Annotated in this window: 15 protein-coding genes and 2 pseudogenes; 9 read left to right on the forward strand and 8 right to left on the reverse strand. The window is 71.2% G+C overall.

The features are described 5' to 3' along the window. Window positions 1-80: 80 nt before the first annotated feature. The 6 genes from H1A17_RS05455 to H1A17_RS05480 form a co-directional block, all read right to left on the reverse strand. Window positions 81-1,481 carry a GH1 family beta-glucosidase gene (locus H1A17_RS05455; protein ID WP_194821230.1) on the reverse strand — a complete coding sequence of 467 codons (1,401 nt, stop codon included), beginning with the start codon at window positions 1,479-1,481 and terminating at the stop codon, window positions 81-83. Beyond that, window positions 1,478-3,718, reverse strand: a complete 2,241-nt coding sequence (gene yicI / locus H1A17_RS05460) for an alpha-xylosidase (RefSeq protein ID WP_194821231.1) — start codon at window positions 3,716-3,718, stop codon at window positions 1,478-1,480. Before yicI ends, H1A17_RS05455 begins: the two co-directional genes overlap by 4 nt. Further along, window positions 3,715-4,590 carry a carbohydrate ABC transporter permease gene (locus tag H1A17_RS05465; RefSeq protein WP_145919277.1) on the reverse strand — a complete coding sequence of 292 codons (876 nt, stop codon included), beginning with the start codon at window positions 4,588-4,590 and terminating at the stop codon, window positions 3,715-3,717. Before H1A17_RS05465 ends, yicI begins: the two co-directional genes overlap by 4 nt. Before the next feature lies 1 nt (window position 4,591). Then, window positions 4,592-5,569: a carbohydrate ABC transporter permease gene (locus tag H1A17_RS05470; RefSeq protein ID WP_194821232.1), complete on the reverse strand. Its 978-nt coding sequence runs from the start codon at window positions 5,567-5,569 to the stop codon at window positions 4,592-4,594. Between the two features lie 68 nt (window positions 5,570-5,637). Continuing rightward, window positions 5,638-6,942 carry an ABC transporter substrate-binding protein gene (locus H1A17_RS05475; RefSeq protein WP_194821233.1) on the reverse strand — a complete coding sequence of 435 codons (1,305 nt, stop codon included), beginning with the start codon at window positions 6,940-6,942 and terminating at the stop codon, window positions 5,638-5,640. Window positions 6,943-7,028: 86 nt separating this feature from the next. After that, entirely contained in the window at window positions 7,029-8,066 is a 1,038-nt protein-coding gene (locus tag H1A17_RS05480; protein ID WP_145919280.1) for a LacI family DNA-binding transcriptional regulator, read from the reverse strand. Window positions 8,067-8,871: 805 nt separating this feature from the next. On the opposite strand from H1A17_RS05480, the pseudogene H1A17_RS34230 reads away from it, so the two are divergent. From H1A17_RS34230 to H1A17_RS05515, 8 genes and pseudogenes are all read left to right on the forward strand, one after another. Then, window positions 8,872-10,119 (forward strand): annotated as a pseudogene (locus H1A17_RS34230) (glycosyl hydrolase family 28 protein); the annotation flags it as partial. Window positions 10,120-10,203: 84 nt separating this feature from the next. Next, window positions 10,204-10,641, forward strand: a pseudogene (locus H1A17_RS34235) (cellulose binding domain-containing protein); the annotation flags it as partial. Between the two features lie 331 nt (window positions 10,642-10,972). After that, a complete protein-coding gene (locus H1A17_RS05490) occupies window positions 10,973-11,827 on the forward strand; it encodes an ABC transporter permease (RefSeq protein ID WP_205789437.1) in 855 nt (284 codons plus the stop codon). Further along, on the forward strand, window positions 11,824-12,546 hold the full coding sequence (locus H1A17_RS05495; RefSeq protein ID WP_145919282.1) for an ABC transporter ATP-binding protein: 723 nt from the start codon (window positions 11,824-11,826) through the stop codon (window positions 12,544-12,546). The genes H1A17_RS05490 and H1A17_RS05495 overlap by 4 nt, the downstream gene beginning before the upstream one ends. A gap of 88 nt (window positions 12,547-12,634) precedes the next feature. Further along, on the forward strand, window positions 12,635-13,648 hold the full coding sequence (locus tag H1A17_RS05500) for an ABC transporter substrate-binding protein (protein ID WP_145919283.1): 1,014 nt from the start codon (window positions 12,635-12,637) through the stop codon (window positions 13,646-13,648). A gap of 6 nt (window positions 13,649-13,654) precedes the next feature. Further along, a complete protein-coding gene (locus tag H1A17_RS05505) occupies window positions 13,655-15,142 on the forward strand; it encodes an MFS transporter (RefSeq protein ID WP_194821234.1) in 1,488 nt (495 codons plus the stop codon). A gap of 37 nt (window positions 15,143-15,179) precedes the next feature. Next, window positions 15,180-16,082 (forward strand): ABC transporter substrate-binding protein, encoded by a 903-nt coding sequence (locus H1A17_RS05510; RefSeq protein WP_194821235.1) that lies wholly within the window; start codon window positions 15,180-15,182, stop codon window positions 16,080-16,082. Between the two features lie 99 nt (window positions 16,083-16,181). Further along, window positions 16,182-16,469, forward strand: coding sequence for an NAD(P)H-dependent oxidoreductase (locus H1A17_RS05515; protein ID WP_309236705.1), 288 nt, complete (start codon window positions 16,182-16,184; stop codon window positions 16,467-16,469). 40 nt (window positions 16,470-16,509) lie between these two features. On the opposite strand, the gene H1A17_RS05520 is transcribed toward H1A17_RS05515, so the two are convergent. Next, on the reverse strand, window positions 16,510-18,741 hold the full coding sequence (locus tag H1A17_RS05520) for a UvrD-helicase domain-containing protein (RefSeq protein WP_228542975.1): 2,232 nt from the start codon (window positions 18,739-18,741) through the stop codon (window positions 16,510-16,512). A 387-nt stretch (window positions 18,742-19,128) separates the two neighbouring features. Here H1A17_RS05520 and H1A17_RS05525 point away from each other — a divergent pair, with 387 nt between their 5' ends. Next, window positions 19,129-20,172: an arabinan endo-1,5-alpha-L-arabinosidase gene (locus H1A17_RS05525; RefSeq protein WP_309236706.1), complete on the forward strand. Its 1,044-nt coding sequence runs from the start codon at window positions 19,129-19,131 to the stop codon at window positions 20,170-20,172. Here the strand turns inward: H1A17_RS05525 and H1A17_RS05530 are convergent. Continuing rightward, window positions 20,166-21,173, reverse strand: coding sequence for a YafY family protein (locus H1A17_RS05530; protein ID WP_145919288.1), 1,008 nt, complete (start codon window positions 21,171-21,173; stop codon window positions 20,166-20,168). The genes H1A17_RS05525 and H1A17_RS05530 overlap by 7 nt on opposite strands. Window positions 21,174-21,213 lie beyond the last annotated feature (40 nt).

A 21,213-nucleotide genomic window follows, 5' to 3' on the forward strand; every position in this document is an offset into this window, starting at 1 on the left:
AGCCGACGACGGTTGCCCTGGCCGGACGGCCAGGGCAACCCGAGGGCCCACCGGGCGGCAGGCACGCGCCGACCGCTGGGCTACCCGTCCAACCGGCCGGTGGCGACCAGCCGGCGGTACCAGTGGGCGCTGTCCTTCCAACGGCGCTCCTGCGTGTCGTAGTCGACCCGGATGATGCCGAACCGACGGTCGTAGCCGTAGCCCCACTCGAAGTTGTCCAGCAGCGACCAGACGAAGTACCCCCGCACGTCCACGCCCTGCGCGCGGGCGTCGGCCACCGCGCCGATGTGCCGGCGCAGGTAGTCGATCCGCCGGTCGTCGTGGACCCGCCCGTCGGCCGACACCACGTCGTCGAACGCCGCGCCGTTCTCGGTGATCATCAACGGCTGGCCCGGGTGGTCGTGCCGCAGCCGCAGCAGCAGCTCGGTCAGGGCCGGCGGGTCGATGTTCCACCCCATCGCCGTGTACGGGCCGGGCTGCGGCAGGAAGTCGACGTCGTCGGCACCCACCCACGGCGAGTGGGCCGACGCACCGTGCCCGTCGGCGGCGGACCGGGCCGAGTGTCCGTCCCAGGCACGGACCAGGGTGCTGGAGTAGTAGTTCACCCCGAGCACGTCCAGCGGCACCGCGATCAGCTTCTCGTCGCCGGAGCGCACGAACGACCAGTCGGTGACGGCGGCGGTGTCGGCCAGCAGGTCCGCCGGGTACGCCCCGTCCAGCATCGGGCCGAGGAACGCCCGGTTCGCCAGCGCGTCGATCCGCCGGACCGCGTCGGCGTCGGCGGCCGAGTCGGACGCACCCCGTACGACGTGCAGGTTCAACGTCACCGACAGCTCGGCGCTCGGCGTCAGCTCCCGCACCACCCGCCCGGCCAGACCGTGCGCCAGGTTCAGGTGGTGCACCGCCGCCAGCGCCGCCGCCGGCTCCGTCCGACCGGGCGCGTGCACCCCGGAGCCGTACCCCAGATATGCCGAGCACCACGGCTCGTTGAGCGTGGTCCAGGTGTGCACCCGGTCGCCGAGGGCCGCGACGATCCCCGCCGCGTACTCCTCGAAACGCAGCGCCGTGTCCCGCGCCGGCCACCCGCCGGCGTCCTCCAACTCCTGCGGCAGGTCCCAGTGGTACATGGTCGCCACCGGCCGGATGCCGCGTTCCAGCAGGCCGTCGACCAGCCGGGCGTAGAAGTCGAGGCCGGCGGGGTTGAACCGGCCGGAACCGCCCGGCTGCACCCGGGGCCAGGAGATCGAGAAACGGTACGCGCCCAGCCCCAGCTCGGCGAGGTGGTCCAGATCCTGCGGCCACCGGTGGTAGTGGTCGGCGGCCACGTCACCGGTGTCGCCGTTCAACGTCCGCCCGGGGGTGTGGCTGTAGGTGTCCCAGATGGACGGACCCCGACCGTCCTCGGTGGCCGCGCCCTCGATCTGGTACGCCGCCGTCGCCGACCCCCAGAGGAAGCTCTCCGGGAAACTACGTGCCGTCATCGTCCCGCCCTCTCCGCGCCGACCACCACGCAGTGGTACGCCGACGACTCGCCCGCCACCAGTTCGGCGGTCGCCACCCCGCCCCGGAACCCCACCTCGAACTGCGTCCCCGGCCCCCCGTCGGGCGACGGGATGCGCACCCGCTGCCGTTGCCCCTCCGCCGGGGCGTAGAGCCGCAGCTCCACCCCGTCGGCCCAGGCGTAGTCGGGCCGGTCGCAGCGTGCCCCGAACCCGATGACCGCGCCGGGCCGGGCGAGCACCGGCAGGCTGTCGTACCCGTGTTTCTCGGTCACCCACGCCGGGCCGGTGAGCTGCGCCCCGGTGACCAGGTGGGTCCAGGTGCCGGCGGGCACGTAGAAGGTGACCTGCCCGTCGGCGCTGAGCACCGGCGCGACCAGCACGTCCGGCCCGAGCATGTACTGCCGGTCGAGGTGCGCCACGGCCGGGTCGTCCGGGAACTCCACGATCATCGGACGCATCATCGGGACGCCGTCGCGGTGCGCCTCCTCGGCGGTCGCCGCCAGGTACGGCATGAGACCGAGCTTGAGCCGGGTGAAGTGGCGCAGCACGTCCACCGCCTGCTCGTCGTAGGCCCACGGCACCCGGTACGAGCCGGAGCCGTGCAGCCGCGAGTGCGAGGAGAGCAGGCCGAACGCGATCCACCGCTTGAACACCGCCGGGTCGGGGGTGCCCTCGAAACCGCCGATGTCGTGACTCCAGTAGCCGAAGCCGGACGACGCCAGGGACAGCCCGCCGCGCAGCGACTCGGCCATCGCGACGAACGTCGACTCGCAGTCGCCACCCCAGTGCACCGGGAACTGCTGGCCGCCGGCGGTGGCCGAGCGGGCGAACAGCACCGCCTCGCCCTCGCCCCGTTCGGCCTCCAGCAGTTCGAAGACCGCCTTGTTGTAGAGGTAGGAGTAGTAGTTGTGCATCCGCTGCGGGTCCGATCCGTCGTGCCAGACCACGTCGGTCGGGATGCGCTCCCCGAAGTCGGTCTTGAAACAGTCGACGCCCATGTCCAGCAGTGCCCGGAGCTTGCCGGTGAACCAGGCCAGCGCGTCGGGGTTGGTGAAGTCGACGAGCGCCATGCCGGCCTGCCACTTGTCCCACTGCCACACCGACCCGTCCGGGCTGCGCACCAGGTAGCCGGCCTGGCGGCCCTCCTCGAACAGGTACGAGCGCTGCGCGATGTACGGGTTGATCCACACGCACACCTTCAGGCCCCGCTCGTGCAGCCGGCGCAGCATTCCCTCCGGGTCGGGGAAGGTCGCCGGGTCCCACACGAAGTCCACCCAGTGGAACTGGCGCATCCAGAAGCAGTCGAAGTGGAACACCGACAGCGGCAGGTCCCGCTCGGCCATCCCGTCGACGAACTCGGTCACCGTCTTCTCGTCGTACGACGTGGTGAACGACGTGGACAGCCACAGCCCGTACGACCAGGCGGGCACCCGGGCCGGCCGGCCGGTCAGCGCCGTGTAGCGGCGCAGCACGTCCTTCGGGGTGGGCCCGTCGATGACGTGGTAGGTCAGCGACTGACCCTCGACGCTGAACTGGGTCTGCGCGACGACCTCCGAGCCGACCTCGAACGACACGTGCTCCGGGTGGTCCACGAACACCCCGTAGCCGGCGCTGCTCAGATAGAACGGCACGTTCTTGTACGCCTGCTCGCTGGCGGTGCCGCCGTCGGCGTTCCACACGTCGACGGTCTGCCCGTTCTTGACGAACGGGCCGAACCGCTCGCCCAGCCCGTACACCGTCTCGCCGACGCCGAGGGCGAGCCGTTCGTGCACGTACCGGCGGCCCTCGCCGTCGGTGACGATGCCGACGCTACGCCCGGTGGACGCGGTGACCAGCCGGTCGCCGTGCTTGAACTCGACCCGCCAGCCGTCGATCAGCGCGACCCGGACGGTCAGCTCGCCGGTGGTCAGCGACGCGCTGATCCCGGTGATGTCGACGGTGACCGGGTGCGTGTCGTCGGTGTCCAGCCCGAAGCGGGGTTCGCGGGGCAGCCCGCCGCTGTGGTGGCCGATGGTGACCCCGACGACGCCGGGCGCGGGGGAGAAGAACCGGACGGTGACGACCGGCCGGTTGAGCGTGTCGCCCCGGCCGTTGATCTGACCGGCCGGCGCGAACACGGTGAAGCCGCGGTCGTCCGGTTCGACCGATTCGACAGTGCCGGGGCGCAGCACGCTGACCCCCGGGCGCAGTTGCCAGTACCCGTCGGTGAACTTCACTTCTCGGCTCCTGCCGTGATGCCGCGCGCCAGGGTGCGCTGGAAGATGAGGAAGAACAGGATGGCCGGCACCAGGCTGATCAACGCGCCGGCGTTGGTGGTGGGGGCGTCCATCAGGCGGTCACCCTGCAACGATGCGAGCGCGACCGGGATGGTCTGGGTCTGGTTGTCGATCAGCATGACCAGCGGGATGAGGAACTCGTTCCAGGTCCAGATGAAGAAGAAGATGAGCAGGACGGCGAGGGTGGGCCGCAGGTTGGGAAAGACCACCCGCCACAGCACCGTCCACCTGCCGGCACCGTCCAGCGCGGCGGCCTCCAGCAGCGCCCGGGGGAACGTGCCCAGCACCGAGGCGAGCAGGTACGTGCCGAACGCGCTCTGGATGACGGTGAAGATGATGATCACCGACAGCCGGGTGTTGTAGAGGCCGATCTCCTTGGCGACGTAGTACAGCGGGTAGATCAACGCCTCCTGCGGCAGCATGTTGGCCAGCAGGAACACCCCGACGATCCACAGCCGCCCCCGGACCCGGCCGATGCCCAGGGCGTACGCGTTGAGCAGCGACACGACGACGCCGAGCACCGCCACCGACCCGGCGATGAGCGCCGAGTTCCACAGCTTGAGCGGAAAGTTCACCTCCGACCAGTACGTCCGCAGCCCCGTGGTGTAGAACTCCGACGGCCAGCTCAGCGGGCCGCCCGACGAGTAGTCGCCCGGCGACTTGAACGCATTGAGCAGCATGAACGCGAACGGCACCAGCATGACCAGCGCGCCCGCGGTGACCCCGGCGAGCACCACCCAGCGGCTGACGCCCCGGTGGTGCCGGTCGCGCACCTTCCGGCGGACCGGGATCCCGGTCGTCGTGACGGCCATCTCAGCGCCCCCGTTCCCGGCGCTCGCTGCGGGCCTGCACGGCGATGAAGACCACGGCCACCACCACGATGATCGCCGTCAGCACGGTGGAGATCGCCGAGCCGTAACCGACCTGGAGCTTCTTGAAGAACGTGTAGTACGCGAAGTACGACGGCACGTTGGTGGCGTTCTCCGGCCCGCCCCGGGTCAGCGCGAAGATCGGCCCGAACACCTTCAGCGCGGCGATCGTGCAGGTCAGGGCCACCACGAAGGTCTCCGGCCGGATCTGCGGCAGGGTGATCGCCCGGAACCGGTGCAGCCAGTTCGCCCCGTCGACCTCGGCCGCCTCGTACAGTTCCGGGTCGACCCGCTGCAACGCCGCCATGAACACGACCACCGGGTAGCCGATCTGCACCCAGATCATCACCGCCATCACCGCCGGCAGCGCGGTGTCCGGGTCGCCCAACCAGTCGTGGCGCAGCGCGCCGAGACCGACCGCGTCGAGCACACTGTTGAACGCGCCGTCGGGGCGCAGGATCCAGCCCCACACGATGCCGGCCACCACCACGGGCAGCACCTGCGGCAGGTAGAACGCGGCCCGCAGGGCCGCCGCCGTCCGGGGCCGGAACCGACGCCCGATGACGTCGAAGAGCACCGAGGCGAGCAGCAGCCCGAGCAGCGTCGGCACCACCACCATCGCGACGATCATCGCCACCGTGTTGCGGAACGACGCCCAGAACACGTCGTCGTCCAGCAGCTGCCGGTAGTTGTCCCACCCGACGAAGGTGGGGTCGCCGACGCCCGACCACCGGGTCAGCGACAGGTAGCCGGTGCCGACCAGCGGCACGCCGATCACCAGGACGAACAGCACCGCCCCGGGGAGCAGGTAGAGCCAGTACGCCGCGTCGCGTCCGTCGCGTCGGCGGCGGGGTGGGGGCGCGGGGGAGGGGGTGGGGGTCGTCGCCGGTGGGGTGCCGGCGACGGTGTCGGGGACTGTCATGGAGGATCCTTCCCGGCGGGGGTGGGCGGGCGCGCCGGTGGTGCCGGTCGCGCCCGCCGCTCGCCGTGTCACTTGCCGGTGATCTCCTTGACGCCGTCGGCGTACGGCTTGGCGATCGTGTCGAGCACCTGGTCGGGGGACTTCGACCCGTTGATCAGCGCCTGGAACCCGCCGACCAGCACGTCGTAGTAGCCGGGCACCGGCCAGTCCGGGTAGAAGGCCAGACCGTCCTGCTTGCTGACCGTGTTGAAGTCCTCGATCAGCTTGCGGTCCTTCGGGTCGGTGATCTTCGCGGGGTCGCCGGCCACCGGGATGCCACCGTTGTTGCCGATCATGTCCTGGATCTCCGGGCGCAGGGTGATGTCGATGAAGTCGTACGCCAGGCTCTTGGCCTTGCTGTTGGTCGGGACGACCCAGAGGTTGCCGGACGAGCCGGCGTTGAGGGTGTTGCCCGGGAACAGGAAGGTGTCCCAGTTGGCCTTCATCTCGGCCTTGAACCGGCCGTACCACCAGCTCCCCGAGACGATCATCGGGGTCTTGCCCGCGATGAACGCGGTGCCCATGTCCTCGGCCTTGAGGCTCGCCGAGTCCTTGGCCACGTAACCCTTCTTCACCCAGTCGGCGAAGGTGTCCGCGCCGTACTTCAGCGGGTCGGCGCGGAAGTCGACCGGGTTCTTGTAGAGCTGGTAGTCGTCGACGAACTGCCGGTCGGCCTTCGACAGGGCCAGCTGGTAGAACAGCTGCCCGGCCGGGTACTCGGCGCCGGCCATGCCCAGCGGGGTGATGCCCTTGCCGACGAAGGTGTCCATCGCGGCGGTCAGCTCCGCCATGGTGGTGGGCACCGTGACGCCGTTACGGTCGAACAGGTCCTTGTTGTAGTAGACCGTGACGTACTCGCCGTAGTTCGGCACGCCGAACCAGTTGCCCGACCCCATCACGCCCTTGTCGCTGTACCGGGCGGTGGTCTGCAGGCTGGGGCTGAGCTTGCCGGCCCAGCCGCGCTTGTCCGCCTCGCCGCTGAGGTCGGTGAGCAGGCCCTGGGACGACAGCAGGCCGGCCGTCGCGTTGCCCTTGTTGTACTCCATGATGTCCGGGCCCTCGGACGAGTTGATGATCATGCCGGCGTTCTGCTGGATCTGCTCGAACGCCTTGCGCTCGAAGCGCACCTCGACGCCCGGGTGTTCGGTCTTGAAGATCTCGATGGCCTTGGCCCAGCCGACCCCCATCGCGCTGTTCTCGCCCTCGTAGTGCCAGAGCTTGAGGGTCTTGGCCCCGCTGTCGTCACCGCTGTCGTCGCCGCCGCACGCGGCCACGGTGGTCGTCGCGGTGGCCGCCAGGGCGATCGCGGCGACGATCCGGCGGAATCGCTGCATTGCTATCCTCCTCGTTGAGTATCGAGCCCGGTACTTCACTGGGTCCGTCGTCGCGTTGCCGCGCGGCGGCGGGCCGTTTTACCTGGTCAGCCCCCATCGGGGGGACGGCTTCGTGGTGCTGCGGTCGATCCCCGGATCTCCAGCGCGCACGGCAGCAACTGCTGGTGGCGCTCGTCACCGGCCCCGTCCAGGTGGCGCACCAGCGCCTCGATCGCGATCCGGCCCATCGCCGACCCGGGCGACGTCATCGCGGTCAGCGCCGGGGTGGCCAGCTCGGCGACCTGCGGCGAGGTGACCATCGAGACGACCGACACGTCGTCGGGCACGGTCAGCCCCCGCGCGGTCAGCTCGCCGAGGATGCCGAAGATCGCCGTCTCGTTCATGGCCAGCACGGCCGTCAGGCCCGGCGCCCGCGCGACGGCGGCGGCCAGCGCGGCCCGCCCACCGGCGGCGCTGTCCTGCGCCGGGATCATGACCGGCTCCAGGCCGTGGCCGGTCATCGCCGTGACGAAGGCGTCCCGGGTACGCAGCGCCGGCCCGTAGCCGCTGGCCAGGGTCTCGGCCGAGTGGTTGACGTAGACGATCTGCCGGTGGCCCAGGCCGACCAGGTGCGCCACCGCCTCCCGCACGGTCTGCTCGAAGTCGATGTCGACGTAGGAGAGCCCGTCGGTGTCCCCGGTCCGCCCGATCAGCACCAGCGGGACCCCGGCCTGCTGGAGCGCGTCGACCCGCTCGTCGGCGAGCTGCACCTCCATCAGCACGACGCCGTCGAACATCCGCTGGCTGGCCAGCCGGCGCAGCTCGTCGAGGTCGCCGCCCCCACCGACCGGCGACAGCACCAGGTGGTAGCCGACGGCGCTGGCCGCCGCGGCGGCCCCGGTGACGAACGCCGCCTCGGTCGCGCCGAGCCCGCGCTCGTCCATCGGCAGCAGCAGGCCCAGGATCCGGCTGCGCCGGCTGGCCAGGCCGCGGGCCATCGCGTTGGGCTGGTAGTCGAGCTGGGCCATGGCGGCGAGCACCTTGGCCCGGGTGGCCTGGGAGATCGGCCGGGCCCCGGTGAGGACGTAGGACACGGTGCTGACCGAGACCTGCGCCAGGCGGGCGACGTCGTGCATGGTGGCCATCGCGCACCTCCCCGGGCAGCGTCGAACCGCACGTGGATGATCGTCGAAGCGGTTCGACGAAGCGGTTCGACAGACGCTAAGCCCCCTGTTACGGCGACGTCAATAGCCGATGTCGAACGGAGGTCGTCACCCGGTGCGGGTACGGCCCGACGCGGTGACCGTGGGTGTGCGTCGGGTCGGGCAGCGGTTCACGGTCGCGCACCTCGCGGGCCCGACCCGCCGCCGGTATCAGCTCGGTCGACTGGAAAGTTTCAAATGATGTCCCGATAGTTTCCAGCCACCGCCTTGCCTTATATTGACGGACATGCATGTCATGCGTAGTGTCCGCCGTGGAAATGTTTCTTGACGCGGCCCTTTCGGCTCCGTGTCCCCGCCGCGAGGAAACAGGGCGGCGCGGCGAGCGACACGGAAGGGCCTGTCGGGACCAGCGCGGGTCCCGCGCCACGGCCGGCGGTCGCGCCGGTGCCGGCCCGCCTACGGCGGGCAGTCGTCCGGGCGAAACCCAGTCCATTCCCCGAGAAGGGTCCCCATGAAGAACAGACGCCTCGCGATCTGGGCAACGATCGCGCTCCTCGCCGTCGGTGGTGTCGCGACGGGCGCAGTGGTGGCACCGGTCCACGGTGCGACCGCGGCGGCCGCGAACGACTCGCCCGGTGCGGCCGCCGGCGGCTGCGTCGCCGATCCCGCCCTGCGCGGCGCGACGAAGAGCACGCTCTACACCGTCACGGCGGACGCCACCCCGCTGTTCGTCGAGAAGATGACCAAGTACGCCCCGGAGATGCAGGTGCACTACGCGCACTGCTCGATGGCGGCGGCGGGGACCGCCCAGTTCTCGGTCACCGTCGCCGAGGGGTTCACTGCGTACACCGTCAGTCCCAAGAGCCGGAAGCTCGCCGTCACCCGCAGCGGCAACACCATCAGCTTCACCAGCGGCCCCAACTACCTGATCGTCCAGTTCGACGCCAAGGAACTGCTGTTCGTCCTGATCGACGCGCCCGAGGCGGACGCGCCGCAGGTGGGCGACGCCGACGTCACGAACCTGGCCGACTACGGCGTCGACAACACCGGGGGGACGCTGGTCACCTCCAAGATCCAGAGCGCCATCAACGCAGCGTCCGGGGCGACCCGCAACATCCTGTACGTGCCGCCGGGCCGGTACCAGGTCGGTGAGCTGTGGATGAAGAGCAACATGACCCTCTACCTGGCCGCCGGCGCGGTCCTCTACGGCTCGAACCAGAAGGCGGACTTCAACACCGGCAGCGGCGGGGTGAACATCGAGGGCATGCAGCACGCCTCGCTGCGGATGTACCAGGTGCGCAACGCGAAACTGCTGGGCCGTGGGGTCATCGACGGCAACGGCAAGTACCTGCGGGCCCAGGGCATCAACCTGGCCGTGCTGAAGATCGAGGAAAGCTCCGACATCCTGGTCGACGGCGTCACCGTCCGCGACTCCAGCTACTGGAACACCCTCGTCTACCGCAGCGACAGGGTCACCATCCGGAACTACAAGCTGATCAACTGCCGGCCGAACTCGGGGTACAACAACACCGACGGCGTGGACTTCGACGAGTCGACCAACAGCCTGCTGTCGAACGCGTTCCTCTACACCGGCGACGACAACATGGCGACCAAGAACGAGTTCGCCAGCGGCATTGTCAACACCAGGAACGTCGTCCACGAGCACGTCGTCTGCTACAGCAACTCCGCCTGCGCGAAGATCGGCACCAAGACCGAGGGAACGTCCATGGACGGGATCGTCTTCCGCGACATCGACGTGGTGAAGGCGGGACGCTCGATGGTGATCGACGCCGTCGACACCGCCGTCGTGTCCAACACCCGGTGGGAGGACGTCAGGGTCGAACAGACCGACAGCCTGATCGACCTCCAGGAGGACCGTCCGCCGTCCTGGCGGACGGTGAAGAACACCTCGACGATCCGCAACGCCTACTTCACCAACGTCTCCTCGGACGTGAAGAAGGTCGTCAACCTGCACGGACGATCCTCGACGGTCAACATCAGCGGCGTGCACTTCACCAACTTCACCGTCCAGGGCCGGCCGGTCACCAGCCAGACCGACGCGGACGCGAGCTGGAACATCAACTCCTACGTCTCGAACATCACCTTCGCCACCACGCCGCCGACCACGCCGCCCCCCACCACGCCGCCCCCGACGACCCCGCCGCCCACCACCCCGCCCCCGACGACGCCGCCGCCCACCACGCCGCCGCCGCCGACCACGCCGCCGCCGGGCCAGTCCGGCGACTGCGCGGTGGGCTACACGATGAACTCCTGGAACGACGGGTTCACCGCCAGCATCCGCATCACCAACCGCGGCACGTCGGCGATCGACGGGTGGGCCCTGGCGTTCACCCTGCCCGCCGGGCAGTCGCTCACCAACGGCTGGAACGCCACCTACACCGGCACCAGCGGTCAGGTCTCCGCCCGCAACGTCTCGTACAACGGGACGCTGGCGGCCGGCGAGTCCACCGACATCGGCTTCCAGGCCACCCACACCGGCAACACCGGCCGACCCGCCTCCTTCACCCTCAACGGGGTCAGCTGCGCCGTCTCCTGACGCGACCATCGAACCGGCCGGTGTGACCGCCCCGAGACGGGCGGTCGCACCGGCCGGCCGTGTGTGCGCCGGTCCTGCGGCCCGTCCGTCGTCCCGCTCGGCCCGGTCCCCGCCGGGGCGCCCCGACGGCCCGTGACGCCCCGGCGACGACGGTCACTCGTTGCTCCCGGTCGACTACTCCACAAGGTGCATCCTGTCAGGTGAGACAACATTGCAAGCCTACTAATCCTATCGGCAGGATAGGAAATCGAGAGGCTGGCGTTGTCGTGCTGGTCACTGGTCTGCCGGCGTCGGGGATGACGCGGCCCATGTACCGAAGGATGGGATGTCGATGACCGTCACGCACCCCGCCGGCGTCGAGGAGGTCGTGCTCGGCGGTGGGCGGTCGCCCGCGCCGCCGGGCCGCCCACCCGCCACCGACGTCGTCGCACGCCTCACCCGGCCACTGCCCGCGCTGCTGCTCGTCGGCCTGCTCGCGGCCGGCTGGCAGCTCATGGCGCACACCTCCGGCAGCGCCCTGATCCCCGGCCTCGGTGAGATCGCCCGCAACCTGGCCGACATCACCACCAGCGGCGCGCTGGCGGAGAACGTCCGGGTCACCCTCACCCGCGTCGTGCTCGGCTTCGCGGCGGCCTTCGTCGTCTCCGTCGCCGCCGGCATCGCGATGGGCCGCAGCGAGTGGCTGCGCCGCTTCCTGGAGCCCGCCGTCCTCATCGGACTGGCCACCCCCGGTCTGGTCAAGGCCCTGCTGTGCGTCATCTGGTTCGGGGTGAGCCTGCTCAACCCGGTCCTCACCGTGGCGCTCGCGGCAGCCCCCGCGCTGACCATCAACGTCGCGCAGGGCGTCCGCTCGGTCGACCCGGCGCTGAGCGAGATGGCCCACGTCTACCGGTTCGACGCGCTGACCCGACTGCGGTACGTGTGGCTGCCCGCCATCGTCCCCGACCTGTTCACCGGGGCACGCCTGGGCATCGCGATGGCCTGGAAGGTCATCGTGCTGGTGGAGATCTTCGGCCTCGCCGACGGCGTCGGCTACCAGCTCAACCTGGAGTTCTCCCAGCACAACGTGGCCGGCGTGCTCGCCTGGACCGTCGCCTTCGCCCTGGTCATGGCCGCCATCGAGTACGGGCTGCTGCAGACCCTGGAACGTCGCGCGGTGCGCTGGCGGCGGGTGGCCCTGCGATGAGCATCCGGATCAGTCTCGACGGCGTCGACAAGGCGTTCACCAACCGGCGCACCGGCGAACGGCAACAGATCTTCCGCGACTTCTCCCTCACCCTCGCCCCCGACGAACTGGTCGCCGTGGTCGGCGGCTCCGGCACCGGCAAGACCACTCTGATGCACCTGATCGCCGGCCTGGAACGCCCCGACGCGGGCACCGTCTCCACCGGCGGCACCCGACCCCGCCTCGGCATGGTGTTCCAGCAACCCCGGCTGCTGGACTGGACCTCCGTCGAGACCAACGTGCGACTCGCCGCCACGGCGGCCGGCGTCGACCCCGCCGAGGTCGCCCCGATCCTCGACGCCGTCGGCCTGACCGACTACGCCCGGTCGTACCCGTCGGTGCTCTCCGGCGGACAGCGCCAACGCGTCGCCGTGGCCCGCGCGTTCGTCGTCCGACCCGAGGTGCTGCTGCTCGACGAACCGTTCAGCGCGCTGGACGAGCTGACCGCCCGCCGCCTGCGGCTGCTGCTGCAACAGCTCTGGCTGCGCACCCCGCGCACCGGCCTGCTGGTCACCCACAACGCGCTGGAGGCCGCGTTCCTCGCCGACCGGGTGGTGGTGCTCGGCGGACGCCCGGCCGAGGTGGTCGGGGAGTACCGCATCGACCGCCCGCGCCCCCGCAGCCCGGAGGACCCCGACCTGTTCGACGTGCACCGCCGCATCGTCGCCGCCCTCACCTGAACCCGCCCCACCCCCGGCGCGGCCACCGGCCCGCCGCCCTCACCCCGCGAGCCGGGGCACCCCTGAGCCACACCTGGAAGGAACCCCTGTGTCCACGACACCCCTCACCCGACGATCCCTGCTGCGTGCCGCCGGGCTCCTCGCCGGCGGAGCCGGCGCGGCCACCCTGCTGAGCGCCTGCGGCACCGACGAGCCGGCCGCCGCCGGCACCCGCAGCGCCAAGGTGCAGCCCCGCAGCCCCGGCACGGCGGGGGCGATCCGCGACTCCGTGGCCGAACAGTTCGGCCTGGAGGCCAAGCACGGGCTCCGCCTCGACCGCAAGGCCGGCGGTGGCCCCGGCGCGGGACAGGAACAACTGCTCACCGGTGTGCTCGACATCTACGCCTTCGGCCCGCTGGGCGCGACCGAGGTCAACACCAGCGGCCACGACGTGGTCATCGTCGGACCGTCGCTGTGGAACCACGGCCGCTGGATCGTCCCGGCCGACAGCCCGTACCAGAGCATCGCCGACCTCAAGGGCAGGAAGGTCGGCGTGCAGCCACCCAGCAGCGACACCTACCGGGCGGCGGCGCTCGCCTCGGCCGTCAACGGCATCCGCTTCGACCGCGAGTTCAAACTGTTCACCGGGCAGCCCATCGCCAACCTCGCGCTCTACGAGCGCGGCGACCTCGACGCGATCATCGCGATCGAGCCCAACGCCACCCGCCTGGTCGGCTCCGGGAACCGGCAACTCGCCTCCGTCGACGAGCTGTGGCGCAAGGGAACCGGCGACAGCAGCCCGCTGTTCCTCAACGGCACCGCCGTACGCCGCGACTGGCTGGCCGCCAACCGGGAGACCGCGAAGGCGTACGTCGACTTCACCCTGGAAGCCTGGCGGCTGATCAAGCAGGATCCGGCCCTGATCGGGAGGTACCACGCCGACTACGGCGTCCCCGACACCGAGAAGAAGGCCATCGAGCTGTTGCCGGAGCGGCTCGCCCCCGTCTACGCCGACGTGTGGGACGACACCGTCTTCGCCAACCTGGAGAAGCAGATCGACCTGGCCGTCGAGGTCGGCGTGCTGAAGAAGCGGGCCGGCAAGCCGGTGTACGAGAAGCTCTGAGCCCCGGTGTCCCTGCCCTGGCGCAGCCGCGCCGCCCTGCTGGTGTGCTGCGGCACGCTGTTCCTCGGCGTCCTCGACGGCGCGGCGTTGAACCTCGCCCTGCCGTCGGTGCACCGCGAACTGAGGCTGAGCACGACCGAGTTGCAGTGGGTGGCGACCAGCAACGCGCTGGTGCGGGCCAGCCTCACCCTGCTCTGCGGCGCGGTCGCCGACCGGTACGGGCGGCGGCGGATGTTCCGGGTCGGGCTGCTGGTGTTCGCGGCGGGGTCGGTGCTGTGCGGGGCGGCCCCGCACGCGCCCGCCCTGATCGCCGCCCGGGGCGTGCAGGGCGTCGGGGGAGCGTTGATGGCCCCGCCCGCCCTCGCCCTCATCGCCAACCTGTTCCCCGACGCGGTACGACGCGGCCGGGCACTGGGCACCTGGAGCGCGACGGCCGGGGTGTCGGCCGCCTGCGGACCCCTGGTCGGCGGGGTGCTGGTGCAGGCCGCCGGCTGGCGCAGCCTCTTCGCCGTGAGCGTCGGCGGCGCGGCCCTGCTGTACCTGGGCACCCGGCTGCTGCCGCCGGGCGTCGTGGCCGGCCCGCCCCGACGCCTCGACGGACTGGGCAACACGCTGGCCGCCCTGGTCCTGGTCGGCTTCACGTTCGCCCTGATCGACGGCCCCAGCCGGGGCTGGCTGACCGGCCCGGTCCTGGTCGCGGTGGCCGTGGCGGTGGCCGCCGCCGTCGGGTACGTGCCGGCGGCCCGCCGTCGCCCCGACCCGGTGCTCGACCCGCGTCACCTGGCGATCCCCGCGCTGCGCGGCGCGGTGCTCACCGCGATCGTGGCCTACCTGGCGCTGGGCGGGTTCACCTTCGTCAACACCTTCTATCTGCAACAGGTCCGCGGATACAGCCCGCTGGCCACCGGCCTGCTCACCCTGCCGACCACCCTCGGCACGCTGGTGCTCGCCAACGTCTCCGGCCGCATCGTCGGCCGGCACGGCGGCCGGCTGCCCGCCACCGTCGGGCACCTGTCGTTCGTGGCGTCGATGACCCTGCTCGCCCTGACCGTGACCACCGACGCGGGCCTGGCCCCGCTGCTCGTCGGCTACCTCCTGCTCGGCGCCGGCATGGGCCTGGTCAACCCGCCGGCCACCAACACGGCCGTGAACAGCCTGCCCCGCGACCGGGCCGGGGTGGCCAGCGCCATCACCAGCGCCTCCCGGCAGATCGGCACCAACCTCGGCGTCGCCGTCCTCGGCGCGGTGGTCGTGTCGGTGCTGGCCCTGACCGGCCAGCCCACCGACGACGTCGCCCGGGTCGCCGCCGAGGCGGGCGACGACTTCACCACCGCCCTGCGCGTCGCGTACGGACTCGTCGCGGCCACCGCCGCGTACTGCGCGTACGCGACGTGGCGGCTGCTGCGGCCGCCGCCCGGACCCACCCCGGGAGAGGAGGTGGTGGGCAACGAGGACCCGTCGACGGCACCACCGACCGCCACACCCGCCCGATAACGCACAGCACGACACCAGCACAGAAAGGACCACCACGGTGGCACTCAAGAAGGTCAGGAGCGTCCGCAGCGGCGCCATCTTCACCCTGCCGTACCTCGTCGGCCTGGAGCACGGCTACTTCGCCGAGGAGGGCATCGACCTGGAACTGGTCGCCCCCGGCTCGTACGACGCGGTGCTCAAGCCGATCGAGGAACACGAACTGGTCAGCTCGTTCGGCGGCATCTCCAAGCCGTTCGAGAGCGGCGACGTCTCCCTCTACCGGGCCTGCGAGTGGGGGCAGATCCGCCGGTCCCACGACAGCGGACGCGGCGGCCAGATCATCGCCAAGCGGGCCTCCGTGGCCAGCCAGGCGATCTTCGTGCGGCCCGACTCCGACGTCAGGCACCCGCAGGCCCTGGCCAACAAGACCGTCGGCGTCAACTTCCACCACGGCTCGCACTACCTGGCCATCCAGTCCCTGGAGGGCTTCCTGGACTCCGACGAGATCAAGGTGGTGCACGCCGGCGGACCGGCCGAACGGTTCCGCAAGCTGCGCGACGGCGAGATCGACGCGGTGGCGCTGATGGAGCCGTGGACCACCGCCGCCGAGAAGCTCGGCTACGTGCTGATCACCGAGGCGTTCTACGTCGGCTCGGAGATCGCCAGCGCCGACGTCGACCCGGAGACCTTCGCCGCCGTCGACCGGGCCGTCCGCCGGGCCGTCGCGAAGATCAACGAGGACATCCGGCCGTACCTGCACCACTTCGTCGCCGAGGTGCCCGAGGACCTGGTGAAGCTGGAGCCGGCGGACTTCCGGCTGGGCCGGCTGCGCTACGTCGACCCGGAGCCGTACCCGGAGGCCGAGTTCGAGCGCACCTACCGGTGGATGGTGAAGTGGGGTCTGATCAGCCCCGAGTCGACGTTCACCTCCATCGTGGACAACCGGGTCGTCACGGTCTGACCCCGCACACGGGGCCGGCCCGGCCGACGACGTCCGGGCCGGCCCCGCGCCCGACCTGGCCGACCACGACCTGCCACACCTCGACGAGCCGGTCCCGGCGTGCTGAAGAACGCGATCGACTACCTCTACACCGAGTGGCACCACAAGTCGGCGGGTTTCGTCGGGTACGGCCTCAACGGCGGTGCCCGGGCCGTCGAGCACCTGCGGCTGGTGCTGGCCGAAGTGCACGTCGCCGACGTCCGCGACCAGGTCGGCCTGCACTGTTTCGCCGAGTTCGACGCCGATGGCGAGGTGCGGCCCGCCGGCAACCAGGTGGACGTCCTGCACCGGATGCTCGACGAGGTGACGGCCTGGGGCGGTGCCCTGGCCACCCTGCGCCAGCGGTGACCGGCCTTCGGCGGGACGGCGGCACACCCGCAGACTCCCGCTACGCGAGAACCAGCTGTCCGAGTTCCTGGGTGCATCGGGTGAGCGCGACGTAGAGGCCGTTCCATCCGCGCGGCCCAGCGGCGATGCCCTGGGGGTCGACGAGGAGCGCCGCATCCCATTCCAGTCCCTTGGCCTGGACCGCGGTGAGCACCGGTACGTCACTCAGTACGGCGTGGAGTTCGGCGATGCGGTCGGCGGGGGCGATGACGCCCACCGTGCCGCCGTGCCACCGTTGCTGCAACTGCCGGACGGCCCGGGCAGCGGTGGCGGCAAGCTCCGCAGGGGCGACCGTGCGCACCCAGGGGTCGATGCCGCAGGAACGCACCGCCCGGGGCGGGGAGTTGTGGCTACCGGCCTGCTTCAGGACGGGCCCGGTGAGGTCCATGACCTCGCGCGGGGTGCGGTAACAGATGGTGAGTTCCGCTGCGGTCCACCGCTCGCCGAAAGCTGCCCGTACCGCCTGTGCCCAGCTGGTGTGCCGGTGCGCCGCCTCCGTCTGATCGATGTCGCCGACCGCCGTGACGGATCGACTGGGACAACGCCGCAGCACCATCTGCCACTGCATCTCGGACAGCTCCTGCGCCTCGTCGATGACGACGTGGCCGTACACCCAGCCGCGCTGCTGGCGAGCGTGGTCGGCGACGAAATCGCCAGGCGGTGGCGGAGCCTCGGTTTCGCCCAGCAGGTCGGCGACGGCGTCGAGCAGGGGGATGTCGCTCGAAGCCCACGGTGCGGGCTCGGTCGATACGGCGGTGATCTCCGCCGCGGACAACTGGGGAACGAAGCGGGCGAGCAGGGCGCGGTCGGTCAGGAGACCTCCCACCAGCTCTTCGGCGTCGAGGGTGGGCCACCAGGCCTCGACGAACCGGGCGATGGTCGCGTTCTCCCCGATACGACCACGGAGAATGTCGATCTCCTCCTCGGAGAGCAGCCCGTCGACGTCACTGCCGGTGGGCCCACCGCCGGGCCGGTGGTCATGCTCCATGCTCCGGTCGACGCGGGCGAGGATGTCCTCGAAGCCCTCCTCCATCGCGTGCATCAGCGCCTCGCGTTGATCGACGACGGCTTCGGTCAGGAGGTGGTGCAGCTGCTCGGCGCACGCCTCGCGGGCCCGGTGATAGGGACGCCCCCGCACCGAGGCGAGTATCTGGGCGACCGTCCCGGCGGGGATGACGTAGAACTCGCCCTCCCAGCGCAGCTTCAACTCACGGGGCCGGGGGAACAGCGAGCCGACGTAGTTCTCGAGCGCGGCCTGCCACAGGGCGCGGCCCTTGATCTCGGCGAGAGTGCGGCTCTCGTCGCGGCCCACGCGGATGCCGGGCAGCAGGGTGTCGCAGGTCGCCGAGACGACGGCGGTCTCACCGAGCGCGGGCAGCACCTGGGCGATGTACCGGAGGAACCGCGGGGAGGGACCGAGGACCAGGACCGCCTGGTCGGCCATTGTCGAGTGGGCGAACAGCAGATAGGCGACGCGGTGCAGGGCCACCACCGTCTTTCCGGTGCCGGGACCGCCCTGCACGATCAGCGGGCCGGTCGCCTCCGCCCGGATGATGTCGTCCTGTTCGCGTTGCAGCGTGGAGATCGCTGCCGACATGTGACCGGTGCGCCGCTGGTCCAGGGCGGCCAGCAGCGCGCCCTCACCGACGAGTTCCGCTGTCATGGTCCCGTCCAGCGGCTCGTCGTCCACCCCGACGACCACCGGTCCCGTCGTGCGGATGTGCCGACGCCGTGCCTGCCCCTGCGGGTCGACAGCCGTCGCGGTGTAGAACGGCCGGGCCGCGGGAGCGCGCCAGTCCAGCAGCAGCGGCTCACCGTCCTCGTCGTCGTTGCGCAGGCCGACCCGGCCCACGTGCCGCACGGTGCCGTCAAGACCGTCGAGGCGGCCGAAGACCAACCGTTCCTGCGCCCGCCGCAGCTGCTCGTACTGCTGGCGGAGCATGCGCAGCCGCGCCCGTTCCAACACGTCCAGGGCAGCTGAGGAAAGCTCTGCCTGCAGGTGGTCGACGAGAGTGTCGCGCTGGGCCATGGCCGAGTCGAGAAACTCCTGTTCCTCGGCAACCGCGGATCGGCGCGCGGCGTCCGCTGCGGGGGAGGTTGACGTTCCACTGCGGGTAATTGCCGTGGTGACGTCAGCGATGCCATTGTCCAGAGCAGATTTCCGACGCATTCGCAGATCCTCGGACTGGTGCTTTTCCTGCCACCCGACCGGCCGCAGGTATTCCGGCGACAAGCATAGGGTCGCTGTCTCCTCGTCGTGCCCTGATGCTGTCGGCGGAGATGAGCATCTCAATACCTCGCAGTTCCTTGCCGATCGTGGCCCTGTCCCATCGTGGCGGGTCGTGTCGCCCCTTTCGGGTGCGGACGCCGGTGGCAAGATCCCTGCGTGGGCGGTCGTCGACACCGTGGTGCGGGGCCCGCCGGGAGCGGTTCGTCGCGGCCTCTGCGGCACGGGCTGCCCGGGAGTGTCGGCGGGTGGGGAGCGGCAGCGCTAGGCGTTGACATGCTTCGATGTCTGCGTTAGCTTCGGGAAAATACGAATGCAATGATCTCGACATTTTTTGTCGACGTCGCGTCGCGTCGGCACCACGCTGCCCGACGCCCGACCCAGGGAACTGTCGTGACCACTTCGCTCGCCTCCGTACAGAATCCGTCCACCCTCCGCCGGCTGGCGTTGGTCTGCCTGTCGGTCGTGCTGGTGGCCGCCGGCATCGCCGGAGGATCACCGTCGGCCTCGACCGCCGCGCCCCGGGTGGCCGCCACCCCCACCACCCCACCCGCCTCCTACCCTGGACCGGGCCGGGTCACCGGGGACGTCGGGGTGCACGACCCGACGATCGTGATCCGCCCCGGCGGCGGCTACCTGGTCGCGCACACCGGCGACAACATCGCGCTCAAGGCCTCCACCGACCGGACCGCGTTCCGCGACGCCGGCACGGTGTTCCCGGGCGGCGCGCCGTGGACCACCACCTACACCGGGGGCAGCCGCAACCTGTGGGCGCCGGACCTGTCCTACCGCGACGGCCGGTACTGGCTGTACTACTCGGCCTCGACGTTCGGCTCCAACCGGTCGGCGATCTTCCTGGCCACGAGCACCACCGGGGCGTCGGGCAGCTGGACCAACCAGGGGCTGGTGATCGAGTCCCGCACGTCGGACACCTTCAACGCCATCGACCCGAACCTGGTGGTCGACGCCACCGGCAGGTGGTGGCTCAGCTTCGGATCGTTCTGGTCCGGTATCAAGATGGTGGCGCTGAACCCGGCCACCGGGAAACGCTCCGATGCGACCGTGCACAGCATCGCGGGCCGCAACGGAGGGGCCATCGAGGCGCCGGTGATCGTCCGGCACGGCAACTACTACTACCTGTGGGTGTCGTTCGACCGCTGCTGCCAGGGCGCGGCGAGCACGTACCGGATCATGGTGGGCAGGTCCACCTCGGTCACCGGGCCGTACGTCGACCGCAACGGGGTGGCGATGACCGCCGGGGGCGGCACCCAGGTGCTCGCCGGGCACGGCAGCATCCACGGACCCGGGCACCAGGCGGTGTTCACCGACACCGACGCCGAGGTGCTCGTCTACCACTACTACGCCGACAACGGCGCGTCGCTGCTCGGTATCAACCTGCTCGGCTACGACACCGCCGGCTGGCCGTTCGTCTACTGACCGGGGTGGGGCTCGTCCCCCGACCGCGCCGCCGCCGGTCGGGGGGTGTCCGCCACGGCGGCGGTGAGGCGGGCGGCGAGCGCGGCCACCGCCGCCCGCAGCTCGGGCCCCTCCTCGACGGTGAACCCGAACGGGACGGCGGCCAGCCACTCCCCGGCGTACATCCGGGTGTTGGTGGTGCTGCCGGTGAGCACGCAGCGCTCGCCGGCCGGCTCCAGCCGGCCCATCGTCGGCCCGACCCAGGGCGCCACCCGTTCGTAGGGCTCGTGGAACACCACCCGGGTCGGGTACTTCCACCCGGAGCCCAGGTGCGCCTCCAGGGTGGCGACGGGGTCGAGGTCGGCGGGCGGGGTGAACGGCTGCGGCAGGTGCCGCACCGCGCCGATCCGGTCGATGCGGTACGTGCGGACCGCGTCCGCCCGGTGCGAGTGGCACAGCAGGTACCAGCGGCCGTGGCGCACCACCACCGCCCACGGGTCGACCTCGGCCTCCCACGACGTGCCACCCTCGGTGGTGTAGCTGACGGCCACCCGACGACGGTCGGCCACGGCCGTGACCAGCGCGCTGGTCGTGATCGGGTCGGCGTGCACCGCCCGCCGGTCGGCGGCGGCCGCCGCGTACGTGCGCAGCGCCGCCGCCTGCCGTCCGAGGCTGTCGGGCAGCGCCCGGATGAGCTTGCTCAACGCGGTACCGACCAGCCCGTCGGCGTCGACCGCGGCCGGCTGCCCGTCGAGCACGGCCATCACCAGGCCGAGGACCTGCTCCTGGGTGAACACGACGGCCGGCAGCCGCGCGCCCCGGCCGAGCCGGTAGCCCCCGTACGGCCCCCGGACGGACTCGACCGGGATGCCGGCCTCCCGGAGGACCTCGACGTAGCGGCGTGCGGCGCGCTCGGTCACGCCGAGACCCGCGGCGAGCTGGGCGGCCGTCGTGCCGGGCCGGTCGCGCAGGATGTCGAGCGTCCGCAGGGCGCGGGCGGTGGGGCTGACGGCGTTCTCCACGCCCGGACGGTACCGGAAGGAAAACGTCCGGAACCGGTTC

The organism is Micromonospora sp. S-DT3-3-22, assembly GCF_015354745.1.
Lineage (GTDB): Bacteria > Actinomycetota > Actinomycetes > Mycobacteriales > Micromonosporaceae > Micromonospora > Micromonospora wenchangensis.